Origin of the sequence: Pseudomonas sp. R2-60-08W (assembly GCF_003852335.1) — a bacterium.
GTDB lineage: Bacteria > Pseudomonadota > Gammaproteobacteria > Pseudomonadales > Pseudomonadaceae > Aquipseudomonas.
The window spans coordinates 1,437,798-1,460,744 of the sequence record NZ_CP027731.1 but is presented as its reverse complement, the minus strand read 5'-3'; the positions used below and the strand labels follow the sequence as shown (position 1 = coordinate 1,460,744).

The following is a 22,947-nucleotide window of genomic DNA, read 5'->3' as shown; positions in this document are numbered from 1 at the left end:
ACGAGGTTTATGGGCCATGTCCCCCGCGATCCGGGCGCTGGCTCACCTGAAAATCTTAAAACCGTCACCAGCGGTTCGCTGGCAAACGCTTTGTGCAAATGTGCTCACAGAACACAGCGCAGGGCCGGAACATGACTCCACCAGTGAAATGCGTATCGGGTTTTTAGGAGCGCTGTAATGCCTGAGATCTATCATTTTTTCCAACAGCTGGTTAATGGCCTGACCATTGGCAGCACCTATGCCTTGATAGCCATTGGCTACACAATGGTTTACGGCATCATTGGAATGATCAACTTCGCCCATGGCGAGGTGTACATGATTGGTTCCTACGTGGCCTTCATCGCCCTTGCCGGGCTGGCCATGATGGGTATCCACTCCCTGCCGCTGTTGATGACCGCTGCGTTCCTGGCATCGATCGTCGTGACCAGTGCCTATGGCTACAGTATCGAGCGCGTTGCCTACCGCCCCTTGCGCGGCAGCAACCGGTTGATCCCGCTGATTTCCGCCATCGGCATGTCGATTTTCCTGCAGAACACCGTATTGCTGTCCCAGGACTCCAAGGACAAGTCCATTCCCAACCTGATCCCGGGAAGCTTCTCCTTCGGCCCAGGTGGTGCGCAAGAAGTGCTGATTTCCTACATGCAGATCCTGGTTTTCGTCGTCACTCTGGTGGCGATGCTCGGCCTCACGCTGTTCATTTCCCGCTCTCGTCTGGGGCGCGCCTGCCGGGCCTGCGCCGAAGACATCAAGATGGCCAACCTGTTGGGCATCAACACCAATAACATCATCGCCCTGACCTTCGTGATCGGCGCCGCGCTGGCGGCGGTCGCGGCCGTGTTGCTGAGCATGCAGTACGGCGTGATCAACCCCAACGCTGGTTTCCTGGTGGGGCTCAAGGCCTTTACCGCAGCGGTACTGGGCGGCATCGGCAGTATTCCGGGCGCCATGCTCGGTGGGCTGGTGCTGGGCGTGGCCGAAGCCTTTGGCGCCGATATCTTCGGTGACCAGTACAAGGACGTCGTGGCGTTCGGCTTGTTGGTCCTGGTGTTGTTGTTCCGTCCGACCGGCATCCTGGGCCGTCCGGAGGTTGAGAAAGTATGAGCAGATATCTTAAATCGGCGTTTTTCAGCGCCTTGCTGGTGTGGGCCGTGGCCTTCCCCGTACTCGGCCTCAAGCTGAGCATTGTCGGCATCAATCTGGAAGTGCATGGCACAGGGCCGCTCACGCTGAGCGTCATCGCAGTGTGCTCGGTTCTGATGTTTTTGCGGGTACTGTTTACCCAGCAGCTTGGCGGGTTGTTCAAGCGCAATCGTGGTCCATTGGTTTCACCCAAGGTAAGCCAGTTCCTGACGCTCCCGCGTACACAGCGTTACATCATCATCGGCCTGATCGCCGCCGCCTTGGTATGGCCGTTTTTTGGCTCCCGAGGTGCGGTGGATATCGGCATTTTGATCCTAATCTACGTGATGCTTGGCCTAGGGTTGAATATCGTGGTGGGTCTAGCAGGTTTGCTCGACCTGGGTTACGTAGGTTTTTACGCTGTTGGCGCTTATACCTATGCACTGCTGTCGCACTACCTCGGCTGGGGCTTCTGGATCTGCCTGCCAATCGCCGGAATGATGGCCGCCACCTTCGGTTTCCTCCTGGGTTTCCCCGTGTTACGACTGCGCGGTGACTATCTGGCAATCGTAACGCTGGGCTTCGGTGAGATAATTCGTCTGTTTCTTCGCAACCTGACGGACCTTACCGGCGGGCCAAACGGCATAAGCAACGTTCCCAAACCCACTTTTTTCGGTCTTCCACTCGATAAAACTGCGCCTGATGGCGGGCAAACGTTCCATGAGTACTTCGGTTTGGTTTACAGCGGATCTGACAAGATAGTGTTTCTCTATCTGATTGCGCTGTTGCTGGTTCTGGCGACGTTGTTCGTAATCAATCGCTTGCTGCGCATGCCAATCGGCCGAGCCTGGGAAGCATTACGAGAAGATGAGATCGCCTGCCGGGCGTTGGGTATGAACCCGACAGTGATCAAGCTCTCGGCATTCACCCTCGGGGCGACATTCGCCGGTTTTGCCGGCAGCTTCTTTGCTGCACGCCAGGGGCTGGTTACGCCGGAGTCGTTCACCTTCCTGGAGTCTGCGATCATCCTGGCGATCGTCGTATTGGGCGGAATGGGTTCACAACTGGGCGTCATTTTGGCTGCCGTAGTAATGACACTGCTCCCGGAACTGATGCGCGACTTCAGTGAATACCGCATGTTGATGTTCGGCGCGCTCATGGTGCTGATGATGATCTGGCGCCCTCAAGGCCTGCTGCCCATGCAACGTCCACACATGGAGCTGCGCAAATGAGCCGCGAGATCCTGAAAGTCGAAAATCTGAGCATGCGCTTTGGCGGCTTGCTCGCGGTCAACGGCGTCGCCCTGACCGTCAAAGAGAAGCAGGTCGTCGCGCTGATCGGCCCCAATGGCGCCGGCAAGACCACGGTGTTCAACTGCCTCACCGGTTTCTACAAGCCGAGCGGCGGCAGTATCCTGCTGGACGGCCAGCCGATCCAGGGCCTGGCCGGTCACGAGATCGCCCGCAAGGGCGTGGTGCGCACGTTCCAGAATGTGCGCTTGTTCAAGGACATGACAGCGGTCGAGAACCTGCTTATCGCCCAGCACCGTCACCTGAACACCAACTTCTTCGCAGGCCTGTTCAAGACCCCGGCGTTCCGCAAGAGCGAGCGCGAAGCCATGGAGTACGCGGCGTATTGGCTGGACAAGGTCAATCTCACCGAGTTTGCCAACCGCCCGGCCGGCACCCTGGCCTATGGTCAGCAACGTCGCCTGGAAATCGCCCGCTGCATGATGACCCGCCCGCGGATCCTGATGCTCGACGAACCGGCGGCGGGCTTGAACCCCAAGGAAACCGAAGACCTCAAGGCGCTTATCGGCGTGTTGCGTGAGGAAAACAATGCCACCGTGCTGTTGATCGAACACGATATGAAACTGGTCATGAGCATTTCCGACCATATCGTGGTGATCAACCAGGGCACGCCGCTCGCCGACGGGACGCCGGAGCAGATCCGCGACAATCCCGAAGTGATCAAAGCCTACCTGGGGGAAGCGTAAAATGCTGCAATTCGAAAACGTTTCCACTTTCTACGGCAAGATCCAGGCCCTGCACAGCGTCAACGTGGAAGTGCGTCAGGGCGAGATCGTGACCCTGATCGGCGCCAACGGCGCTGGCAAGTCCACGTTGCTGATGACCCTGTGCGGCTCGCCCCAGGCCCACAGCGGCAGCATCCGCTACATGGGTGAAGAGCTGGTGGGCAAGCACTCCGCCGAAATCATGCGCAAGAGCATTGCGGTGGTACCGGAAGGCCGTCGCGTGTTTTCGCGCCTGACCGTGGAAGAGAACCTGGCCATGGGCGGGTTCTTTACCGACAAGGGCGATTACCAGGAACAGATGGACAAGGTGCTGCACCTGTTCCCTCGGCTCAAGGAGCGCTTCAGCCAGCGCGGCGGCACCATGTCCGGCGGCGAGCAGCAAATGCTCGCCATCGGGCGGGCGTTGATGAGCAAGCCCAAGCTGTTGCTGTTGGACGAGCCGTCCCTGGGCCTGGCACCGATCATCATCCAGCAGATCTTCGACATCATTGAGCAACTGCGCAAGGACGGGGTAACGGTGTTTTTGGTGGAACAGAACGCCAACCAGGCCCTGAAAATTGCCGACCGGGCCTACGTGCTGGAAAACGGCCGGGTGGTGATGCAGGGCACTGGCGAGCAATTGCTGACCGATCCTAAGGTGCGTGAGGCCTACCTGGGCGGTTAAAACGGTTGCTGGATGAACCGGTACTCAATGTGGGAGGGGGCTTGCCCCCGATAGCGGTGGGTCAGTTGATAACTATATTGACTGACACTCAGCCATCGGGGGCAAGCCCCCTCCCACATTTGCTTTGTGTGATCCTTAAACCCGCGTTTTCTAAATTTTTTCCGGCTGGCTTGTAACGAAGTTCGTCCCCCTCTCTCTAGTGGTGCAAGCAGGCAATCAAGCTTGCCAACTCAACCACTGCTGGAGATACCCCATGACCACCAAACTGTCCGCTGCCGCCCTCCTCCTGGCCCTCGGTTCGACCCTGAGCCTGTCCGCCCTGACCACCACCGCCCATGCTGCCGACGACATGCAGAAATGCTTCGGCATCGCCGAGGCCGGCAAGAACGACTGCGCCGCCGGCGCTGGCACCTCGTGCGCCGGTACGTCCAAAACCAAGGACCAGGCCAACGCCTGGAAACTGGTCCCAGCCGGTACCTGCCTGAAAACCCCAAGCACTACCTCGCCGACCGGTTTCGGCCAGGAAGCTGCTTTCACCGCAAAGTCCTGAAGCCCAACGCGACCTGAGTACTGATGATGACCCTTTCATCCCTGCAAGCCGTCTCCCAGGCTCAGGCATCCGGCCTGCCGCGTCGGGCCGGATTGGGACTGAAGACCGAGCACTTCACTGAAGTGCTCGGCTCTTCACCAGACATTGGTTTCTTTGAAGTGCACGCCGAAAACTACATGGTCGCCGGCGGCCCTTTTCACCATTACCTGGGGTTGATCCGCGAACGCTACCCACTGTCGTTGCACGGCGTGGGCCTCTCCATCGGCGGCGAAGGCCCGCTCAACCTTGAGCACCTGGCACGGTTGGCCGGGCTGATCGAACGCTATCAACCTCACTCATTTTCCGAACACCTAGCCTGGTCCAGCCACGGCGCGGTGTTTCTCAATGACCTGCTGCCCCTGGCCTACGATGCACAAACCCTGGCGCGCGTAGCCGAGCACATAGACCAAGTGCAAAGCGCGCTCAAGCGGCCGATGCTATTGGAGAACCCGTCGACCTATGTGCAATTTCAACGCTCCACCCTGGACGAAGCGGACTTCATCAACGAAGTCATTCGGCGCACCGGCTGCGGTTTGCTGCTGGACGTGAATAACGTCTACGTGTCGTGCATCAATCATCAGCGCGATCCGCTGGCCTACATCGATGCCTTACCGTTGCATGCCGTCGGCGAGATACATCTGGCCGGGTTTGCCGAAGACACCGACAGCCTGGGCGACAGGCTGCTTATCGATGATCACGGTGCGCCGATCGATGCTGCGGTGTGGCAGCTATACGAACAGTTGCTCAAACGCACTGGGCCGGTCGCCACGCTGATCGAACGGGATAACCAGGTGCCGAGCTTCAGCACGCTGCACGCCGAGGCCAGGCACGCCGAATGGTATCTGTCGCAGGTGATGTCATGAGCCTTCAGGACGCGTTCACCCACGCCCTGCTCGCGGCGCACGGTTCCTGCCCGGAGGGGGTGTTCAGCAGTAACGGCGCCGACCCCGCCAGCCGCTTTGCGGTGTATCGCAATAACGTCCACAGTTCGTTGATCAATGCGCTGGCGGCCAGTTATCCCGTGACGCTACAGCTGGTGGGCGATGAGTTTTTCCGCGCCATGGCTGGCGTTTTCGTCCAGGCCAACCCGCCCACCAGCCCGCTGATCAACGCGTACGGCAGCACATTGGCCGACTTTATCCAGGCATTCGCACCGGCCGCCAGCGTGCCCTACCTGGCGGATGTCGCGCGGCTGGAGCGCCTGCGGGTGCGTGCTTATCACGCGACCGACATTCCGGCGCTGTGCCAGCACGCTGTTCTCCAGCATCTGCAAGGTCAATCAGGCGTAGCGCGGTTGAGCCTGACGCTGCATCCATCGCTCGCCACCTTGAGCTCTGCTTACGCGGTCGTGACGGTATGGGCCGCGCACCAGGCGGACGGCGACCTCGCTGGCTTGACCCCGTGGCCTGCCCAGAACGCGCTGGTGTTGCGCCACGGGTTGGCGGTCAAGGTCTTCGTCATCGACAGCGGCTCGGTGGCCTTTATCAACTGCCTGAACCAGGGCGCGAGACTGGAGATGGCGGTGGAGCATGCCTTGCAGGCCTCCTCCGAATTCGATCTGCATCGGTGCCTGACGCTGTTGATCAGCCACGACGCCATTACTCATTTACACCTGGAACCCAAGGTATCGCCATGAACAATTCCGCCGCCAGCCTGCTGAAACAGGCCATCGCACTTTTTGAAAAAATTCCCTACAGCCTGATCGCCTTTATCGCGCGCTTCTCTATCGCGGCGGTGTTCTGGAAATCCGGACAAACCAAAGTCGAAGGGTTTGCCATTGATCTGATCAGCGGCACCTTCCAACTCGGCGCCCCCAAACTGGCCGCCTCGACCTTGCCGTTATTTCGCAGCGAATACCACGTGCCGCTGTTGTCACCTGAAGTCGCCGCGCACCTGGCAGCGTTTGCCGAGCACTTTTTCCCGGTGCTGATCCTGCTGGGATTCGCCACGCGATTCTCGGCCCTTGCCTTGATCGGCATGACCCTGACCATTCAGTTGTTTGTCTATCCGGACGCCTACCCGACCCATGGCACCTGGATCGCGCTGTTACTGCTGCTGGTGGCCAAGGGCCCGGGCCGGCTGTCCATCGACCACTGGATCGCCCGTCACTCCCGCTGAAGACGGTCCAGGGCCGCGCCGCTGCGCTTGAACCAGTCCACCAAATAGTCGGCCAGTACCTGGGTGCGCCGCGGCAGGCCACCTTGATAGGGATGCACCAGGTACATCGGCTGGCTGCGCGTTTGATAATCGCGCAGCAGCCAGCGCAATCGACCCTCCGCCAATTCCGTCGGTAGCAGGTAGGACGGCAGGCGCGCGATACCGGCGCCCACCAATGCGGCTTTCTTCAAGAGGTTGTAGTGGTTGGACGCGAAAGTGCCACTGACCCGCACACGCAACAGCTCATGCTGCTGGTGATACAGCCATTCTTCGCGGCCGCTGTAGTGACTGTTGAGCAAACAGGTATGGCCCGCCAGCTCCGCCGGGTGCAGCGGTTCACCGTGCTGTTCCAGATAGGCCGGACTGGCGCAGGTCATCTCGTGCCAGGCCAGCAGCGGCTTGATCACCAGGCGCTCATTCTCGATGGCACCCGAGCGTACGCCCAGATCGAAGCCATCCCGCGCCAGATCACGATAGTTGTTATTGAGCTCCAGTTCGATCTGCACCTGTGGGTAGTGCTTGGAAAATTCCAGCAACAAGCCATCGAAGAAGGTTTCTCCCAATGACACCGGAACCGTCATACGTACTGGCCCGGCCAAATCATCTTTGAGTCGCGCCAAGGCCTGACGCGCACGCTCCACTTGCACCACCAGCGCCTGTGCCTGGGGCAGCAATTCCGCGCCTGCGGCGGTCAGGCTCAGCTTGCGCGTGGTGCGATGCAACAGCACCACGGCGTACTGCGCTTCGAGCTGGCTGATTCGCTTGGACAATTGGCCCTTGCTGCACCCCAGTTGCTCCGACGCCACGGTGAAACTGCCGGCTTCGATCAACACCGCGAAGGCCGCCAAGTCATCCATTTCGCTCATGGATTGTTTCCAACTGAAAACCAAAGGTTGCCTATTAGCAGGTTTATCCGCTGAAAAAGCCACCCTAGACTCAACCTTCACCCACCCCCTGAAGGAGCAGCACGATGAAAATTCTTTTAATTGGTGCCAACGGCACGATCGGTTCAGCGGTCAAGGCAGAGCTGGCGCAGCGTCACGAGGTGATCGCCATCGGCCGCCACAGCGGCGACTTCCACGTCGATATCAGCGACAGCGCCTCGATTCGCACACTGTTCGAGCAGACCGGCACGTTCGACGCGCTGGTTTGCGCGGCGGGCAGCGTGAACTTCGTGGCGCTGGGCGACATGAACGAAACCGACTTCGAACTGGGCCTGCGGGACAAGCTGATGGGCCAAGTCAACCTGCTGCTGATCGGCCGGGAGTTCGCCAATGACGGCGCGTCGTTTACCTTCACCAGCGGCATTCTGAACCGTGATCCGATTCGCACCGGCGCCTCTGCTGCGCTGGTCAACGGCGCGCTGGACGCCTTTGTCAAAGCAGCGGCAATTGAACTGCCACGCGGCTTGCGCATTAATTGCGTGAGCCCGACGGTGCTGGTGGAAGCCATGGGCAGCTATGCGCCGTATTTCCGTGGATTCAAACCGGTTGCCGGCGCTGAAGTGGCCTTGGCCTATGCAAAAAGTGTCGAGGGCTTACAGACCGGTCAGACCTTTATCGTGGGTTGAGTTGCAGGTCTGTAAGAATCGCCTGAAGCTGGGCCGCGGGCTTGTGATGCGGCGCGAGCCTGCGTAACGTGGCGGCACTTGTCTGGAGACCGAAAATGCGTGCCGCCTCGACCCTAACGTTGCTAGCCCTGTTCCCCTTGCTCGCTGCTTGCCAGATGTTCGACAGCGAGCCCGCCAAGCTGTCTACCGCCGGGCTGACCCGCATGCAGGGTGAATTGATGGCGGTGGACGGCAAGCTGTTGTTCCAGCCCTGCAACGACCAGCGCAACTACGTGGTCAACGACACCGGTGGCACCAGCATCCTGCAGGAGGCCGCCTCGCTGGCCGGTCAGCAGGGCGCGTTGTTTGCAGATTTGCGTGGCAAGTTTTCCGGCGTTGCCAGCGGCACCCAGGGTTCGGTGGACCTGCAACAGCTGTATCGCGTCGAGCGCTCGACCTCAGCCTGTGGCGACCCGGACTTCAAGCGCATGATCCTGCGGGCAAACGGCCATAAGCCGGCCTGGGCGATGAGCGTCACGGCCAAGGGCATGGTGCTGGAACGCGAAGGCCAACCGCCCCTGGCAGTGCCTTATGTCGAAGAGCAACTGGGTGACGGGCGCTTCAACCTGATGACCGACGCCAATAACCAGCACATCGAATTGTGGGTCGCCCCGCAGCGATGCGTCGACAGCGTGAGCGGCAGCCTGCAGCACATGACCGCCCAATTGCGTGTCAACGGCCAGGTCCAGCGTGGTTGCGCAGCCTTTGGCGGCTCGCGGGACGACTGATTGCGCCCTGCGCTGTTTTTTAACCTGACGGAAAGACGCCATTGGGGCTTATAATCGCCGGTTTGCAAAACAGCCGGCCTTCTTGCCCGCCGCCTACCGGATCCTGTCATGTTACGAATCACCGAACTCAAGCTGCCCATCGACCATCCCGAAGAAGACCTGCGGCCCGCCATCGTGCAGCGCCTGGGCATCGCCAGTGATGACCTGCTCGATTTCACCCTGTTCAAGCGCAGCTATGATGCCCGCAAGAAGTCCTCGGAGCTGTGCTTCATCTACACCGTCGACTTGAATGTAAAGGGCGAAGCCGCCCTGCTGCTCAAGTTCGCCGATGATCGCAACGTCAATCCGGCGCCGGATGTCAGTTACCACGTGGTAGGGCAGGCACCGGAAGGCTTGGTCGAACGGCCGGTGGTGGTCGGTTTCGGCCCATGCGGCATCTTCGCCGGGCTGCTGCTGGCACAGATGGGCTTCAAGCCGATCATCCTCGAGCGTGGCAAGGAAGTACGCCAGCGCACCAAGGACACCTGGGGCCTGTGGCGCAAAAGCGTACTCAACCCCGAGTCCAACGTGCAGTTCGGCGAAGGCGGCGCCGGGACCTTCTCCGACGGCAAGCTGTACAGCCAGATCAAGGACCCGAAATTCCACGGGCGCAAGGTGCTGCATGAGTTCGTCAAGGCCGGCGCCCCGGAAGAGATTCTCTACGTCAGCAAGCCGCATATCGGCACATTCCGTCTGACCGGCGTGGTGGAAAACATGCGCCAGCAAATCATTGCCCTGGGCGGTGAAGTGCGCTTCGAACAACGGGTCACCGACGTCCTGATCGAAGAGGGCCAGTTAAAGGGCGTGGTCATCGACGGCGGCGAGCAAATCCTCTCCAGGCATGTGATCCTCGCCCTGGGCCACAGCGCCCGCGACACCTTCCGTATGCTTCACGGCCGTGGCGTGTACATGGAGGCCAAGCCGTTCTCGGTGGGCTTCCGTATCGAGCACCCACAGTCGCTGATCGACGCCGCGCGCCTGGGCAAATACGCCGGGCACCCGAAACTCGGCGCCGCCGATTACAAGTTGGTGCACCACGCCAAGAACGGTCGCTCGGTCTACAGCTTTTGCATGTGCCCTGGCGGCACCGTGGTGGCCGCGACGTCGGAGCCCAATCGCGTCGTGACCAACGGCATGAGCCAGTATTCGCGCAATGAGCGCAACGCCAACTCAGGCATCGTGGTCGGCATCACGCCTGAGGTGGACTACCCAGGCGGCCCGCTCGCCGGTATCGAACTGCAGGAGCGCCTGGAGTCCCATGCCTACGTGCTCGGCGGCAGTAATTACGAGGCCCCGGCACAGTTGGTCGGCGATTTCATCGCAGGCCGGCCGTCCACGGCCATCGGCAGCGTAGAACCGTCCTACAAGCCTGGGGTAGCCCTGGGTGACCTGGCCCTGGCCCTGCCGGACTTCGCCATCGAAGCCATCCGTGAAGCCTTGCCGGCGTTCGAAAAGCAGATCAAAGGCTACTCGCTGCACGATGCGGTCTTGACCGGTATCGAGACGCGCACCTCATCGCCGCTGCGCATTACCCGCAATGAGTCGATGCAGAGCCTCAACGTGAAAGGCTTGTTCCCGGCCGGCGAAGGCGCGGGTTATGCCGGCGGGATCCTGTCGGCAGGCGTTGACGGGATCCGGATTGCCGAAGCGTTGGCGCGGGATATGCTGGGCATCGAGGCCTGAAAACATGTGGGAGGGGGCTTGCTCCCGATGGTCATAGGTATCTACACAACTTTGTAGCAGCCTACGGTAACCACGATGCGAAGCGAGCCGCTCTTGCTTTTGATCTTGATCTCAGTCGCCCCGTTAAACCACGCTGGCCGCAATTCGATAGTGATTTGGGGGCTAAACCGGCAGGGATGCCGGTTTAGCCGCCCCGCGCCATGGATGGCGCGTGGCGGCGGCCCCCCAAATCACTGTCGGATTACGGGCACACCGAGCCTGGGCGAGGTGCCGAGTGGTGGGGCGAGGACCTTTTGGTTACTTTTGGGTCCTTCCAAAAGTGACCCGCTGTAAGAGCGGAACCGCCAGCCGCCGTTACCGCAGCAACGGATATGTACTCGCTCTGATCCAACACCCTGGTCGGCTGTCAGGCCGCCATCGGGGGCAAGCCCCCTCCCACATTTGGAACGCGAGACGTCAGTTAGAGAGGCTTCGGCTCCAGAGCCGTCACAGGTTCAGGGCCATGCTAAAGCTGTGTAGATACCTATGCCCCGATAGCAGTGGTTCAATCTGAATTTTTTGACTGACACACCGCAAGTCGGATCGTCGCACCGCCCCTCCCACATTGGGTTTGCGGGGTATCAGATATTGGCACACAGGATGCTGGCCGGCAGTGGCTCACCCTGCTCGACACTCGCCGCAACGGCCGCAATCAACCCTTGCAACGCATAGCCCTGCGCCGCCAGCCACGCCTGATCATAATAAGTCGTGGCATAGCGCTCGCCACCATCACACAAGATCGCCACGATCGACCCCGACTCCCCCGCCGCTTTCATCTGCTGCGCAGCTACCAGGGCACCGATCAGGTTGGTCCCGCTGGAACCGCCCACGCGCCGCCCCAACCGCTCGGCCAGATAATGCATGGCTGCCAGAGACAGCGCATCCGGCACCTTGACCATCGCATCGATCACAGCGGGCAAAAACGAGGCTTCGACCCGTGGCCGGCCAATCCCTTCGATCCGTGAGCCGCAGTCCAGACGCAGGCTGGCGTCGCCGCTCAGGTAATAATCGAAAAACACCGAACGTTCGGCATCGGCACATAGCACTCGCGTGCAATGCTGGCGATAACGCACATAGCGCCCCAGGGTCGCGGTAGTGCCGCCAGTTCCGGGGCTGGAAATCAACCAGCTCGGCTCCGGATGCTGCTCGAAACGCAACTGCTGGAAGATCGACTCGGCGATGTTGTTGTTTGCGCGCCAGTCGGTGGCGCGCTCGGCGTAGGTAAACTGGTCCATGAAGTGGCCGCCGCTTTCCTGGGCCAGGCGTTCGGATTCGGCGTAGATCTGCGTGGGATCCTGCACCAGATGGCTCTTACCACCATAAAAGGCGATTTGGGCGATCTTCTCCTGGGAAGTGGTGGCGGGCATCACGGCGATAAACGGCAGGCCGAGCAGGCGCGCAAAATAGGCTTCGGAGATCGCCGTCGAACCGCTGGAGGCCTCGATCACTGGGGCGTGCGGCTTCAGCCAGCCATTGCACAACGCGTACAGGAACAGCGAGCGCGCCAGCCGATGTTTCAGGCTGCCGGTCGGGTGGCTGGACTCGTCCTTGAAATACAACTCGATACCCGGCAAACCCGGCAATGGCAAAGGGATCAGATGGGTGTCTGCGCTGCGCTGGAAATCCGCTTCAATGATACGAATGGCTTCGCGGGCCCAGGGACGGTGATCGCTCATGAGGAGGTTTCTCTAAGAATTTCAGCCCCGATATTAGGGGGTTTCCTACACTGCACACAGATACAGTGAGGACTCAATTGGACACACAATTGCTAGGCTCAGAAACAGCGCCCGCTCTGACCGACGCTTATAACAAATAAGAATATAACTTTTGTTTTAACAACTAACGGTACGGGTTAGGGTACCCACCTATTGAACCTGGATTGGAGAGCATCCCTTGCCTCTGCGAAGCACTTTCACCCGTTTTTTCCAGCTGGAAGCCGCCAGCGGTCTGTTGTTGATTGCTGCTGCCGCGTTGGCGCTGATTATCAACAACTCACCTTTGTCGCACCTGTATGGCGCCTTTCTCGACACCCCGGTGGTGGCACAGGTTGGCGCGCTGCAAATCGCCAAGCCCGCCTTGCTGTGGATCAACGACGGCCTGATGGCCCTGTTCTTCCTGCTGATCGGCCTCGAAGTCAAACGCGAGCTGCTCGATGGTCACCTGTCCAAACCGTCCCAGGTCGTCCTTCCCGGCGCGGCGGCTATCGGCGGCATGGTCGTCCCCGCGCTCATCTACTGGGCGCTGAACAAGGATAACCCTGCAGCCCTCGCCGGCTGGGCGATCCCGATGGCCACGGATATCGCCTTTGCGCTCGGCGTCCTGGCGCTGCTGGGCAAGCGCGTGCCGGTGTCGCTGAAACTGTTCCTGATGACCCTGGCAATCATTGACGACCTGGGTGCCATCATCGTCATTGCGCTGTTCTATTCCGCTGACCTGTCCGGCGCATCCCTGGCGGGTGCAGCGGCCTGCCTGGTCGCCCTGATCGCGATGAACCGCCTGGGTGTGGTCAAGCTCGGGCCGTACCTCATCATCGGCCTGATCCTGTGGGTGTGCGTACTCAAGAGCGGCGTCCACGCCACCCTCGCTGGGGTGACCCTGGCGTTCTGCATTCCACTGCGCACCAAAAATGCCGAAACCTCGCCCCTGCTGACCCTTGAGCATGCGCTGCACCCGTGGGTGGCCTACGCCATCCTGCCGCTGTTCGCGTTCGCCAACGCCGGGGTGTCACTCACCGGCGTCAGCCTTGAGAGTTTCACCCACCCTGTGCCCATGGGCATTGCCGCCGGCCTGTTGATCGGCAAGACCATCGGTGTGTTCGGCCTTACCTGGCTGGCCATCAAGACCGGCATCGCCTCACTGCCCAGCGGTGCGAACTGGGGCCAGGTGCTGGGCGTGGCGATCCTGTGCGGCATCGGCTTTACCATGAGCCTGTTTGTCGGCTCACTGGCATTTGTACCGGGGGTCAGCGAGTTCGCCGGCGAAGATCGCATGGGGATTCTGACCGGGTCGATAGTGGCGGCGTTTATTGGTTATGCGGTGACGGCAATAGCAAGTCGCAAGAAAGCCGTTATTTCATAGTTGAGGTGCCATCCAAACACCAAAAAGCCGCCTCGACCTGAATCGAGGCGGCTCCACTTCTCAGACCTTACAGGTCATCAAAGCTGTCCCGCAGGAATACCCATACGTGATAAAAACGCAGGGCATTCACCACGAGGTTCCACGTACGTCGTGCAAACTTAGACATACTCGGCCCTCCTAGAGTTGGGCCTACCTCCAGCGCACTTACCGGAACACGTGAGCCTTCGAATGCTGTCATTGCGTTCCATGAGGCGGCAGGGTTGACGGGCCCTCCGCATCAATCCGGCACGGATTACTAGCCCGTGGCGGCTGGTCCAGAAAACTTGTTTTTGCTGACCCCGTCGACTCACAGAGTGACGAACGTAGAACGGCCTCGATACTAGCTGAGCGGCCCGTTGAAGGTGTGACTAAGCGCAGAGTGGCCCGGAATATTTATTGCCATTTTTTTCTGACAAAAAAAGTAGCAGAAGCAACAGTCCCTCTCAGAGCCGCATCTTGCGTGAAACGTCAACCGACAGTAGTATTCCGACATGTCATTGCGTTCTGTGAGCATGCAAGCCGAGCTTCATATGGCCTTGCGATAAAAAACCGCCCTACTAAGGCGGTTTTTTATTACCTGCCACTTATGCATTTTTGGAAGATCCGGCCAACAGACAAAGAAAAACCCCAACCAGTCACCCGGTTGGGGTTTTTCTTTGCCTGTTGCCTACGCGTTTAGCGAGTAACGCGGCTGGTACCGTCGACCGTCATGATGCGCACACGGTCGCCAATGCGGAAAATTTCATTTTCCTGCACGGCTTGTACATAGGAACGCATGCTGCCGTCGTCTTCACGAACGGTAATTTCCACGCCTTGAGTACGGGTCAGGCCTTCTTCGGTGGCCGAGCCCAGCAGGCCACCGGCTACCGCGCCGATCACAGCGGTAACGATGCTGCCACGGCCGCCGCCGATGGCGCTGCCGCCAACGCCGCCGATGACCGCACCCGCAGCACCGCCGATTGGGGTCTTGGTGCCTTCGATTTTGACCGGACGCAGGGATTCGATGGTACCCATGCGGACGGTCTGTACACGACGCGCCTCGTCACGGGAGTACGAGTCGCCGGTCAGACTCGAGGCGCAGCCACCCAACAGCAAGGACAGGGTGGTAAAGCAGGCAACTAGTAAAACGGACTTACGCATAGCATCAACTCCAAAGGACAGGTATTCATTAAACGCTGCAGCCTGGCGCCTGTCACGGCGAGCCAGGCAGAAAAGTGCTTTCATTCAGCCTGAGTACAGGCTGTCGGCACCACACAGCTCGACGAACGGTAGCTTAACCAAAACATGCCATAGCGTGGTTAGTCAGTGTAGCCATACAGCCGAAAACGCCGAAGTCTCCTGCATAAAGACTTCGGCGCAAAGGGCATGATTCAAATTAGATGACGAAAGGGGACGCTCAGGGCGCCAGACGCTCGCGCGTCCATTGGCCCGCTTGCAGCCGATAGTTGAGACGGTCATGCAGGCGGCTGGCGCGGCCTTGCCAGAACTCGATGCGCTCGGGTAACAAACGATAGCCCCCCCAATGCTCGGGGCAGTCGGGCTGGGTGTCGCTGAAACGCTGTTCGGTCGCCTTGAGCAGCGCCTGCAGTTCTTCGCGATCACCAATGACCTTGCTCTGCGGCGATGCCCACGCCCCCAGGCGGCTGCCCAGCGGTCGTACCTGATAATACGCATTCGATTCTTCAGGCGTAACCTTGACCACGCGACCTTCAATGCGCACCTGACGCTCGAGGGTCGGCCAGAAAAAGGTCATTGCCGCGAATGGCCGCGCCGCCAGTTGTTCACCTTTGGCGCTCTGATAGTTGGTAAAGAAGGTAAAGCCCTGCGCATCCAGGCCCTTGAGCAACAGGATGCGACAGTGCGGCCGACCCTCCTGGTCGACCGTGGCCAGGGTCATGGCGTTGGCCTCCACCGGTGCCTGCTCGGTTTTCACCGCATCGGCGAACCATTGGTGGAACAAGGCAAACGGCTCGTCCGGGGCCTGGGCCTCGCTCAAACCGTCCCTTGTGTAGTCACGGCGCATATCGGCCAGTGCCTGGGTCATGCGGCGTTATCCTTCTGGTTCAACGGATCAGTTTTTCGCCTGGTCGTTACTCGCCGGTGCAGCAGCCTTGGCCTTGGCCGGAGTCGGTTTCTTTGCAGCCGATTTGGCCGGGGCTTTTTTTGCGGCTTTAGCAGCTGGCTTGGCGGCGGCCTTCTTGGCTGGCGCTTTCTTCGCAGGGGCTTTTACCGCCGGGGCCGGTGCGGGAACATCCTGCACGGCAACCATTTCCGCCACAGGCGGGGTCTTGCCCGAGTTGTACTTGTTCAGCAGCGCCAACATAGTTGTACGCTGAGTGAACATAATTTCCATGCGACGATTCAGCGCACGGCCCTGGGAACTGTCGTTGGCGGCACGCGGCATCAGGTCGCCCATGCCACGCAGCATCAGGCGATCCTGCTTCAAACCGCTGAGGCTGAAAATCGAGGCAATCGACTGCGCACGTTCCTTGCTCAGCGCCTGGCTGGCCGGCGCGCTACCGGTGGCATCGACGTGGCCCAGCACCAGTACGGCGGTCTTTGGATCCGCTTCGACGGCCTTGGCGACGCGAGTGAACGGGCCCAGGGTCACCGGCAGCAGCATCGCTGGACGTTTCGGGTTGTAGGAGCCGTCCACCGGGGCAATCACTACCAGCACGTTGTCACGACGTTCCAATTGCAGGTTGCTGTCCTTGATGGCGGCACGTAGGCGCGGCTCGTAATCGTCCAACCAGGCCTGGGTGATTTTCGGATCAGGCATCGGCACGTTGGTCACATCGACCTTGGCCAGCGGCTTTGGCTTGGTATCGAACGGCCACCACCAGTGGGCTTCGGTATCGGTCTTGGCCACGACCGGAGCACCGTCCGGAGCCGGGGTTGCGGCCTTGAGGTCGGCTTTCAGGTCGGCCTTGGCCTCGGCGGCCTTTTCGTCGGCGCTCTTGGTGGAGAATGGCCACCAGCTGGAGCCTGTGTCAGCCTTGGCTGCCGGGGCAGGCGCTGCGGCAGCGGCAACAGGCGCGGCATCCTTGGCGCCGGCAGCGGGCTTGGCGTCCGGCTTGGCGTCGGTTTGGGTCACTGCGTCCTTGGTAGCAGCCTTATCGGACCCAAATGACCACCAGTGCCCACCTTCGGCATCATTCTGTGGTGTTTGTACACAGCCGGTAATAGTGAGGCACAGCGCCAGTGCCAAGGACTTGTTCGATAACATGAGATATCCACAAAATGAGAAAAAATCAGGGGGGCCAGATGCCCCGTTAAACCGACGCTTAAAGAACATTGAAGTTACATCATTGCGTTCAGCGTCTTCTTATACGTGTCTTTGTAACAAAAAATTGTGAAACAGCAAGGGGTTTATAGACAACCGGCCAATATTCCGACCAACTTCTGCGCACGTGGGTCCATAAGTACATAGGGCCCCAGGGTATTAGTCACGAAACCGAACGCTACATCATGCTCAGGGTCGGCAAATCCTACCGAGCCCCCTGCCCCGGGATGCCCAAAGGCGCGCGGGCCAAGGCCGAATGTCGCATTGGGCAACTGCGGTTGGTCCAACATGCAACCCAGGCCGAAACGGGTTTGGGTCAATAAGGTTTTATCCGGGCCAATACTGTGTTCACGGGTCAATTGTTCGAGCATGTCGCTTTCGAGCAAACTACCGTCCAATAAACCGCTATAAAACCCGGCCAGGCTCCGTGCATTCCCGTGACCATTTGCCGCCGGTTGCTGCATACGCCGCCACTCGGGTTTATTAGTGCTGGTCAGAATAGACGGTGGGTTGGCAAATGCACGGGTAGTCATGGCCGTGGGTTCACGCATCATTACTTGAAGTAACCGTTGTGCCGCGGCATCGCCCATATTGCCTTTGCTGCGAGCTATATGGGCGACACGATAAAATTCTTCGTCCGCCAGGCCGACGTGAAAATCCAATCCCAATGGCCGCGCCACCCGCGCCACAATGGACTCTCCGGGCCCGCGCCCGTCAGCACGGCGCAGCAGCTCACCGACCAGCCAGCCATAAGTGATCGCCTCGTAGCCGTGACCCTGGCCGGGTGTCCACCACGGCGCTTCGGCCGCCAGGGTATCGACCATCAGTTGCCAGTCGTACAGGGCTTCGGCGGGCAGCATCTCGCGGATCGCCGGCAACCCGGCCTGGTGGCAGAGCAACTGGCGCAGGGTGATGGATTCCTTGCCCGCCGCCGCGAATTCCGGCCAGTACTCGGCCACGGGCGCGTCCAGCTTCAGCTTGCCTTCGGCCACCAGTTGCAGCGCAGCGACCGCAGTGAAGGTCTTGGTGCAAGAGAACAGGTTGACGATCGTGTCGCTGTGCCAGGCTTCGGCGCCGTCCTTGTCGGCGGTGCCGGCCCACAGGTCGACGACCGTCTCGCCGCCGACCTGGATGCAAAGCCCGGCGCCGCGCTCCTGAGGGTCATCGAACAATGCGGCGAACGCTTCACGTACCGCTTCGAACTGGAGCTCGTAATGACCCTGAATCTGCACCTGAGCGACCTCGAAAAACATCATGAAAAGTGGCCGACATTGTTCCAGCCATTAGGGGTTTTGTGAACCCATCAACGACGAATCAATGCCCATTTGCGGAGTGCCCGCCGGCGTGCCCGGCGCCCTGGCCTGCGTCTTTGCCGGCCTGGCCTGCCCGGCCGCCCTCGCTCTCGCGTGCCGCGCCGGCCGCCTTGGCCTTTTCGGCCGCTTTACCCAACTGGTCGACCGCCGCGAGATTGCTTTTGCGCACGCTGTCGACAAAGCCCTGAAAGGGCACGTCGGTAATGCCAACGAGGCCGAAGTGGCCGTTTTCACCGTCCAGCAAACGCCCGGTCACCGGCTGGTCCAGGTACTGGAACCAGTGCACGCCGACAATCGACGGCTCCGCCATGGCTTGCTTGAGGAAGGCCGCGTACGCCGCGCCACGCCCTTCTTCGGCGGCCAATTGGGTGACGCCGCCCCAGAACGGGCCACGGTCGGTCGAGCCAAAATTGAATTCGGTGATCAGTACCGGCTTGTCGAGTGCACGCAGGGCGGCGAAGTCATAACCGTCCTGGGGCTTGAGGGTGTACATGTTGAAGCTCAGCACATCGCAGTACTGGGCACAGGCTGCCACGGCTTCGGGGGTGCTCACCGCATAACGCCCACCCAGCAGCAACTGGTTGGGCGCGTGCCATTTCAGCGAATCGGAAATGGTCTTGAAGTAAGCGTCGGCGAAGGTCTTCTGGAAATACTTGAAGTCAGCCTCGATTTCGGGATGCTCCGGGTCAGGCATAGGCGGCTCGAAGCCAGGGTCTTCCATCAGTTCCCAGCCGGCCAGGTGGATGCCCCAGGCTTTCGACAGACCTTCTTCATTGCGGTATTTGTCGCGCAGTTGCTTGAGGAAGGCACGCTTGGCCGGTACGTCGGTGGTCATGCGCAGGGTGCCGTAGGCCAGGGCGTAACGGGATTTTGCATCGTCGCCAGGGCCGGCCCAGGCCAGTTCGTTGTCGGCAAAGAAGCCGATCAGCCACGGGTCGTCGCGATGATCGCGAGCGGCAATGGCCACGGCGCGTTCAGTGGCCATGGCAAAACGTGGGTCGAACGGGTCAGGCATGCCGCCCCACCAGTCGGTGCCGGTGCTGATGCTGGCGTAGTCACCCACAATCGACAGCGGCAAGGTGTAGGGCACGCGGTCGGCCGTGGCCAGGTCCGGATCGCTCCAGTTGCCGACGGTGTTGAAGCCCCAGGCTTGCAGGCGATCAAGGGTGTGGGTCACCCAGCGCTTCTGGTCGAAACCGTCGGTGCCGGTTTCAGTGCCATAGGTGCGCTGCAGATTGGCGCCATAAAAATCATACCAACGCCCTGCGCCAAAACCACGCCCCTCGCCCGCGCCGTTGCCGGTGCGGTTATCGCCGCTGCCGTAATACTTGTCGAAGGGCTCGCCGGCCTTGGGCAGCGCCGCAAACATCCACTCACGCCCGGCCACGTAGGTCTGGCTGTTGTCCGGGGCCACGGTGTTGACACCCAGCGAGTAGAACGGATGGCCTTGCGGTGTGACCAGATACCAGCGACCGTCGCGCTTTTCAGTGCGGAAGAAGCCGCTGGCGTCGAACGCCGGGCCCTTGTTCCAGCCGCCGTACTGATCCAGGGAGGATTTGTCCCGCTCGGCAAGCCACACCTTCAGTTGTTGTTGCTCCTTGGCCGCCGCAGCCTTGAGCTGCTCGTCGTTGCTGACTTTTTCCGGCCAGCGCGCGCGGGTGGACTGGCCGTAAGCGTCCACCAGTTCGCTGTAGGCAGCTTTCATCACCGGCTCGCTGTCCTGCACGCCAAAGCGCTCCAGCAGGATGCTTTGGGCGGCATTCGGTTTGATCATCGACAGCGTCACCGACACCACCTGGCTGCGGTCGATGTCCCCGGCGCTGGCAGCCAGCAACACACGCTGGCCGTCCACGGTCATCGGCATCGGCGGGCCGGCCTTCATGCCCTGGCTCAGCGGCGAGTGGGCTTGCAGCGGCACCAGCAAGGTCTGGGCCGGGCCGGCCGGCAAGTCGATGCGGCTGAACAGGGTTTTACCGTCGGCACTTTGTACCTTTATGTAGAGGGTCAACGCCCAGTTCATGGCGCTCTGGATACGCAGGCTCATGGCGCCCGATTGCGACCAGTCCCACACGCCCGTTTGCGGGCTGAGCACCAGGCTCGGCTCGGCCGCCGGGTTGAAGGTGATGCGGCGCAGCACCTCGCCTTCGGGCGTTTGTTCGGCGTTGTATTGCGGCAGGCTGGCGTCCTGGGTCGCCACCTTGACCACATCGGCGGGCCGGACGAAGTTGAACAGAGTTTGTTGCCCGGCCGGTGCGGCCATCAAGGGCGCAGCGAACAGCAGGGCAAAAAGAGCGGGCAGCGTGCGAATCATACGAACAAGGTTCTCCCAAACGGCCGATGGCTGGCCTGATGACATACAGTGAGATAGACCACGCAGTGGACGAATTCGCCCACTGTGGCTTAAGAAATTTCGCGCCTGAACGGCGGCAAGGCATTCAGAATGGCCTTGCCATAGCGCTGGGTGACCAGGCGGCGATCGAGCAAAGTGATGGTGCCCCGGTCCTGCTCGGTGCGCAGCAAGCGCCCGCAGGCCTGCACCAGTTTCAGTGAAGCATCGGGTACCGAAATTTCCATGAATGGGTTGCCGCCTCGGGCTTCGATCCATTCGGCCAGCGCGGCCTCAACCGGATCGTCCGGCACCGAGAACGGGATCTTGGCGATCACCACGTGTTCGCAGTAGGCGCCGGGCAAGTCCACGCCCTCGGCAAAGCTCGCCAGGCCGAACAACACGCTGGAATCACCGCCATCGACCCGCGCCTTGTGCTTGTTCAAGGTTTCCTGCTTGGACAGGTTGCCCTGGATAAACACCTGTTTACGCCAGTCGCGATCAAGGCCGTCAAACACGTCCTGCATCTGCTTGCGCGACGAAAACAGCACCAGGGTGCCCCGCGAGCCTTCCACCAATCCCGGCAGGTCGCGGATGATCGCCGCCGTGTGCGCCGGCGCGTCCCTTGGGTCGGCCTTGAGGTCGGGCACCCGCAGCACGCCGGCGTCGGCGTGGTGGAACGGGCTCGGCACCACCGCAGTGACGGCCTTTTTCGGCAGGCCGGCGCGCATGCGGAAGCGGTCGAAGGTGCCAAGGGCGGTCAGCGTGGCCGACGTCACCAGGCAGCCGTAGGCCACGTTCCACAGGTTGCGGCGCAGCATTTCGGCGGCCAGGATCGGGCTGGCATTGACCTCGATATCGAACAGCGCACCGCTTTCTGACAAGGTCAGCCAACGCGCCATGGGCGGGTTGTCTTCCGGGTCTTCGACGGTAAAGGCGGTCCACAACTCCCAGTTGCCCTGGGCGCGGGACAGCAGGCTACCGAACAGCGGGTACCATTCTTCGGCCTGGTTGCTGGCGATGCCGATATTGACCTCGCCATCCATGCCTTCCTTGAGCAAGTCCGTAAGACGGGTGAACAGGTCGGTCAGGCGTGAAAAGCCTTTCTTCAGTTCAATGCCCATTTCGCGCATATGCTCGGGAATCATCCCGCCAACAAACCGGTGACGCGGCCGCTCACGGCCTTCCACGTCTTCGCCGGGCTTGAAGTCGGCCACCTGCTCGCAGGCGCTGAACATGAACTGCTGCTGGGTCTTGATCTCCCGCGCCAGCTCGGGCACCTGTTCGATCAACTTGCCCAGGTCACCGGGCAGCGGATGCTGGGCGAGCAGCTTGGTGAGGTTCTTGGCGGTGGTTTCCAGCCAGTCGGCGGTAGAGCGCAGGCGCGTGTAATGGGCAAAGTGGCCGATGGCCTTGTCCGGCAGGTGATGGCCTTCGTCGAATACGTACAGGGTGTCGCGCGGGTCCGGCAATACGGCGCCGCCGCCCAGGGCCAGGTCGGCCAGCACCATATCGTGGTTGGTGACGATCACATCAACCTTGCCCATACCTTCGCGGGCCTTGTAGAAGGCGCACTGGCCGAAGTTGGGGCAATGGCGGTTGGTGCACTGGCTGTGGTCGGTGGTCAGGCGCGCCCAGTCGGAATCCTCCAGGGCCGTGGGCCAGCTGTCGCGATCACCGTCCCATTTATTGCCCGCGAGTTTCTCGATCATGCTGGTGAACAGCTTCTGGCTGGCCTCATCGACCTCGATCTTGAAGCCTTCTTCTTCGAACAGCGAGGCCGTAGCGGTCTGCGCGTGGCCTTCCTGCAGCAACACATCGAGCTTGGACAGGCACATGTAGCGGCCACGCCCCTTGGCCAGGGCAAAGGTAAAACTCAAGCCGCTATTGCGCATCAGGTCAGGCAGGTCTTTGTAGACAATCTGCTCCTGCAGTGCGACGGTCGCCGTAGCGATCACCAGGCGCTTGCCTGCGGCCTTGGCGGTGGGGATCGCAGCCAGGCTGTAGGCCACGGTCTTGCCGGTGCCGGTGCCGGCCTCGACGGCCACAACCGCCGGTTCGCCCGCACGGCGGCCCTCGTCGTCAGTGTCGATATCCCCGAGGACTTTCGCCACTTCGGCGATCATCAGGCGTTGGCCGTAGCGCGGTTTCAAGCTCTTGGCTTCGAGAAAACGCGTATAAGCGCCCTGGATCGTAGTTTTGAGTTCAGTGCTGATCATGGATAGTCGGGCGCAAAAAACGCTGGA

General features: G+C 60.7%; 20 protein-coding genes. 12 read left to right on the top strand and 8 right to left on the bottom strand.

The features are described 5' to 3' along the window. The first annotated feature begins 177 nt into the window (after positions 1–177). The 8 genes from livH to C4J90_RS06525 all read left to right on the top strand — a co-directional run bounded on the left by livH (position 178) and on the right by C4J90_RS06525 (position 6,525). Entirely contained in the window at positions 178–1,101 is a 924-nt protein-coding gene (gene livH / locus C4J90_RS06560; RefSeq protein ID WP_003231100.1) for a high-affinity branched-chain amino acid ABC transporter permease LivH, read from the top strand. Further along, positions 1,098–2,351: a high-affinity branched-chain amino acid ABC transporter permease LivM gene (locus C4J90_RS06555; protein WP_124419452.1), complete on the top strand. Its 1,254-nt coding sequence runs from the start codon at positions 1,098–1,100 to the stop codon at positions 2,349–2,351. Before livH ends, C4J90_RS06555 begins: the two co-directional genes overlap by 4 nt. Beyond that, positions 2,348–3,115, top strand: a complete 768-nt coding sequence (gene livG / locus C4J90_RS06550) for a high-affinity branched-chain amino acid ABC transporter ATP-binding protein LivG (protein ID WP_027604424.1) — start codon at positions 2,348–2,350, stop codon at positions 3,113–3,115. Before C4J90_RS06555 ends, livG begins: the two co-directional genes overlap by 4 nt. A gap of 1 nt (position 3,116) precedes the next feature. Next, positions 3,117–3,818, top strand: a complete 702-nt coding sequence (locus C4J90_RS06545; RefSeq protein WP_065932826.1) for an ABC transporter ATP-binding protein — start codon at positions 3,117–3,119, stop codon at positions 3,816–3,818. Positions 3,819–4,071: 253 nt separating this feature from the next. After that, positions 4,072–4,368, top strand: a complete 297-nt coding sequence (locus C4J90_RS06540; protein WP_124361656.1) for a DUF2282 domain-containing protein — start codon at positions 4,072–4,074, stop codon at positions 4,366–4,368. A gap of 23 nt (positions 4,369–4,391) precedes the next feature. Then, positions 4,392–5,270: a DUF692 domain-containing protein gene (locus C4J90_RS06535; protein WP_124419451.1), complete on the top strand. Its 879-nt coding sequence runs from the start codon at positions 4,392–4,394 to the stop codon at positions 5,268–5,270. After that, positions 5,267–6,043 (top strand): DNA-binding domain-containing protein, encoded by a 777-nt coding sequence (locus C4J90_RS06530; RefSeq protein WP_124419450.1) that lies wholly within the window; start codon positions 5,267–5,269, stop codon positions 6,041–6,043. The genes C4J90_RS06535 and C4J90_RS06530 overlap by 4 nt, the downstream gene beginning before the upstream one ends. Further along, positions 6,040–6,525 (top strand): DoxX family protein, encoded by a 486-nt coding sequence (locus C4J90_RS06525; RefSeq protein WP_124361653.1) that lies wholly within the window; start codon positions 6,040–6,042, stop codon positions 6,523–6,525. The genes C4J90_RS06530 and C4J90_RS06525 overlap by 4 nt, the downstream gene beginning before the upstream one ends. On the opposite strand, the gene C4J90_RS06520 is transcribed toward C4J90_RS06525, so the two are convergent. Next, positions 6,513–7,430, bottom strand: a complete 918-nt coding sequence (locus C4J90_RS06520; protein WP_124419449.1) for a LysR family transcriptional regulator — start codon at positions 7,428–7,430, stop codon at positions 6,513–6,515. The genes C4J90_RS06525 and C4J90_RS06520 overlap by 13 nt on opposite strands. Positions 7,431–7,534: 104 nt before the next feature. Between C4J90_RS06520 and C4J90_RS06515 the strand changes: the two genes are divergently transcribed. The 3 genes from C4J90_RS06515 (at position 7,535) to C4J90_RS06505 (ending at position 10,623) form a co-directional block, all read left to right on the top strand. Beyond that, positions 7,535–8,134: a short chain dehydrogenase gene (locus C4J90_RS06515; RefSeq protein WP_124419448.1), complete on the top strand. Its 600-nt coding sequence runs from the start codon at positions 7,535–7,537 to the stop codon at positions 8,132–8,134. A 95-nt stretch (positions 8,135–8,229) separates the two neighbouring features. Next, positions 8,230–8,901, top strand: coding sequence for a COG3650 family protein (locus C4J90_RS06510; protein WP_124419447.1), 672 nt, complete (start codon positions 8,230–8,232; stop codon positions 8,899–8,901). A gap of 108 nt (positions 8,902–9,009) precedes the next feature. Further along, complete coding sequence (locus tag C4J90_RS06505; RefSeq protein ID WP_124366147.1) at positions 9,010–10,623, top strand: NAD(P)/FAD-dependent oxidoreductase; 1,614 nt, start codon at positions 9,010–9,012, stop codon at positions 10,621–10,623. Between the two features lie 620 nt (positions 10,624–11,243). Here the strand turns inward: C4J90_RS06505 and C4J90_RS06495 are convergent. After that, positions 11,244–12,338: a PLP-dependent cysteine synthase family protein gene (locus C4J90_RS06495; protein WP_124419446.1), complete on the bottom strand. Its 1,095-nt coding sequence runs from the start codon at positions 12,336–12,338 to the stop codon at positions 11,244–11,246. A gap of 217 nt (positions 12,339–12,555) precedes the next feature. On the opposite strand from C4J90_RS06495, the gene nhaA reads away from it, so the two are divergent. Further along, positions 12,556–13,740 carry a Na+/H+ antiporter NhaA gene (gene nhaA, locus C4J90_RS06490; protein ID WP_124414034.1) on the top strand — a complete coding sequence of 395 codons (1,185 nt, stop codon included), beginning with the start codon at positions 12,556–12,558 and terminating at the stop codon, positions 13,738–13,740. Positions 13,741–14,454: 714 nt separating this feature from the next. Here nhaA and C4J90_RS06485 read toward each other — a convergent pair. The 6 genes from C4J90_RS06485 to dinG form a co-directional block, all read right to left on the bottom strand. Continuing rightward, entirely contained in the window at positions 14,455–14,919 is a 465-nt protein-coding gene (locus tag C4J90_RS06485) for a glycine zipper 2TM domain-containing protein (protein ID WP_065886131.1), read from the bottom strand. 256 nt (positions 14,920–15,175) lie between these two features. Beyond that, entirely contained in the window at positions 15,176–15,823 is a 648-nt protein-coding gene (gene pdxH, locus C4J90_RS06480) for a pyridoxamine 5'-phosphate oxidase (RefSeq protein WP_124419445.1), read from the bottom strand. A 27-nt stretch (positions 15,824–15,850) separates the two neighbouring features. Next, positions 15,851–17,005: an OmpA family protein gene (locus tag C4J90_RS06475; RefSeq protein ID WP_124419444.1), complete on the bottom strand. Its 1,155-nt coding sequence runs from the start codon at positions 17,003–17,005 to the stop codon at positions 15,851–15,853. Positions 17,006–17,148: 143 nt separating this feature from the next. Then, a complete protein-coding gene (locus C4J90_RS06470) occupies positions 17,149–18,294 on the bottom strand; it encodes a serine hydrolase domain-containing protein (protein WP_124368943.1) in 1,146 nt (381 codons plus the stop codon). Positions 18,295–18,376: 82 nt separating this feature from the next. After that, positions 18,377–20,686, bottom strand: coding sequence for a beta-galactosidase (locus C4J90_RS06465; protein WP_124419443.1), 2,310 nt, complete (start codon positions 20,684–20,686; stop codon positions 18,377–18,379). 89 nt (positions 20,687–20,775) lie between these two features. Continuing rightward, positions 20,776–22,920: an ATP-dependent DNA helicase DinG gene (gene dinG, locus C4J90_RS06460; RefSeq protein WP_124361643.1), complete on the bottom strand. Its 2,145-nt coding sequence runs from the start codon at positions 22,918–22,920 to the stop codon at positions 20,776–20,778. Positions 22,921–22,947: the final 27 nt, after the last annotated feature.

Excerpts from the sequence above, each read along its gene's own strand:
- livH (WP_003231100.1), top strand. The coding sequence starts at position 178 with ATGCCTGAGATCTATCATTTTTTCCAACAGCTGGTTAATGGCCTGACC.
- C4J90_RS06555 (WP_124419452.1), top strand. The coding sequence starts at position 1,098 with ATGAGCAGATATCTTAAATCGGCGTTTTTCAGCGCCTTGCTGGTGTGG.
- livG (WP_027604424.1), top strand. The coding sequence starts at position 2,348 with ATGAGCCGCGAGATCCTGAAAGTCGAAAATCTGAGCATGCGCTTTGGC.
- C4J90_RS06545 (WP_065932826.1), top strand. The coding sequence starts at position 3,117 with ATGCTGCAATTCGAAAACGTTTCCACTTTCTACGGCAAGATCCAGGCC.
- C4J90_RS06540 (WP_124361656.1), top strand. The coding sequence starts at position 4,072 with ATGACCACCAAACTGTCCGCTGCCGCCCTCCTCCTGGCCCTCGGTTCG.
- C4J90_RS06535 (WP_124419451.1), top strand. The coding sequence starts at position 4,392 with ATGATGACCCTTTCATCCCTGCAAGCCGTCTCCCAGGCTCAGGCATCC.
- C4J90_RS06530 (WP_124419450.1), top strand. The coding sequence starts at position 5,267 with ATGAGCCTTCAGGACGCGTTCACCCACGCCCTGCTCGCGGCGCACGGT.
- C4J90_RS06525 (WP_124361653.1), top strand. The coding sequence starts at position 6,040 with ATGAACAATTCCGCCGCCAGCCTGCTGAAACAGGCCATCGCACTTTTT.
- C4J90_RS06520 (WP_124419449.1), bottom strand. The coding sequence starts at position 7,430 with ATGAGCGAAATGGATGACTTGGCGGCCTTCGCGGTGTTGATCGAAGCC.
- C4J90_RS06515 (WP_124419448.1), top strand. The coding sequence starts at position 7,535 with ATGAAAATTCTTTTAATTGGTGCCAACGGCACGATCGGTTCAGCGGTC.
- C4J90_RS06510 (WP_124419447.1), top strand. The coding sequence starts at position 8,230 with ATGCGTGCCGCCTCGACCCTAACGTTGCTAGCCCTGTTCCCCTTGCTC.
- C4J90_RS06505 (WP_124366147.1), top strand. The coding sequence starts at position 9,010 with ATGTTACGAATCACCGAACTCAAGCTGCCCATCGACCATCCCGAAGAA.
- C4J90_RS06495 (WP_124419446.1), bottom strand. The coding sequence starts at position 12,338 with ATGAGCGATCACCGTCCCTGGGCCCGCGAAGCCATTCGTATCATTGAA.
- C4J90_RS06485 (WP_065886131.1), bottom strand. The coding sequence starts at position 14,919 with ATGCGTAAGTCCGTTTTACTAGTTGCCTGCTTTACCACCCTGTCCTTG.
- pdxH (WP_124419445.1), bottom strand. The coding sequence starts at position 15,823 with ATGACCCAGGCACTGGCCGATATGCGCCGTGACTACACAAGGGACGGT.
- C4J90_RS06475 (WP_124419444.1), bottom strand. The coding sequence starts at position 17,005 with ATGTTATCGAACAAGTCCTTGGCACTGGCGCTGTGCCTCACTATTACC.
- C4J90_RS06465 (WP_124419443.1), bottom strand. The coding sequence starts at position 20,686 with ATGATTCGCACGCTGCCCGCTCTTTTTGCCCTGCTGTTCGCTGCGCCC.
- dinG (WP_124361643.1), bottom strand. The coding sequence starts at position 22,920 with ATGATCAGCACTGAACTCAAAACTACGATCCAGGGCGCTTATACGCGT.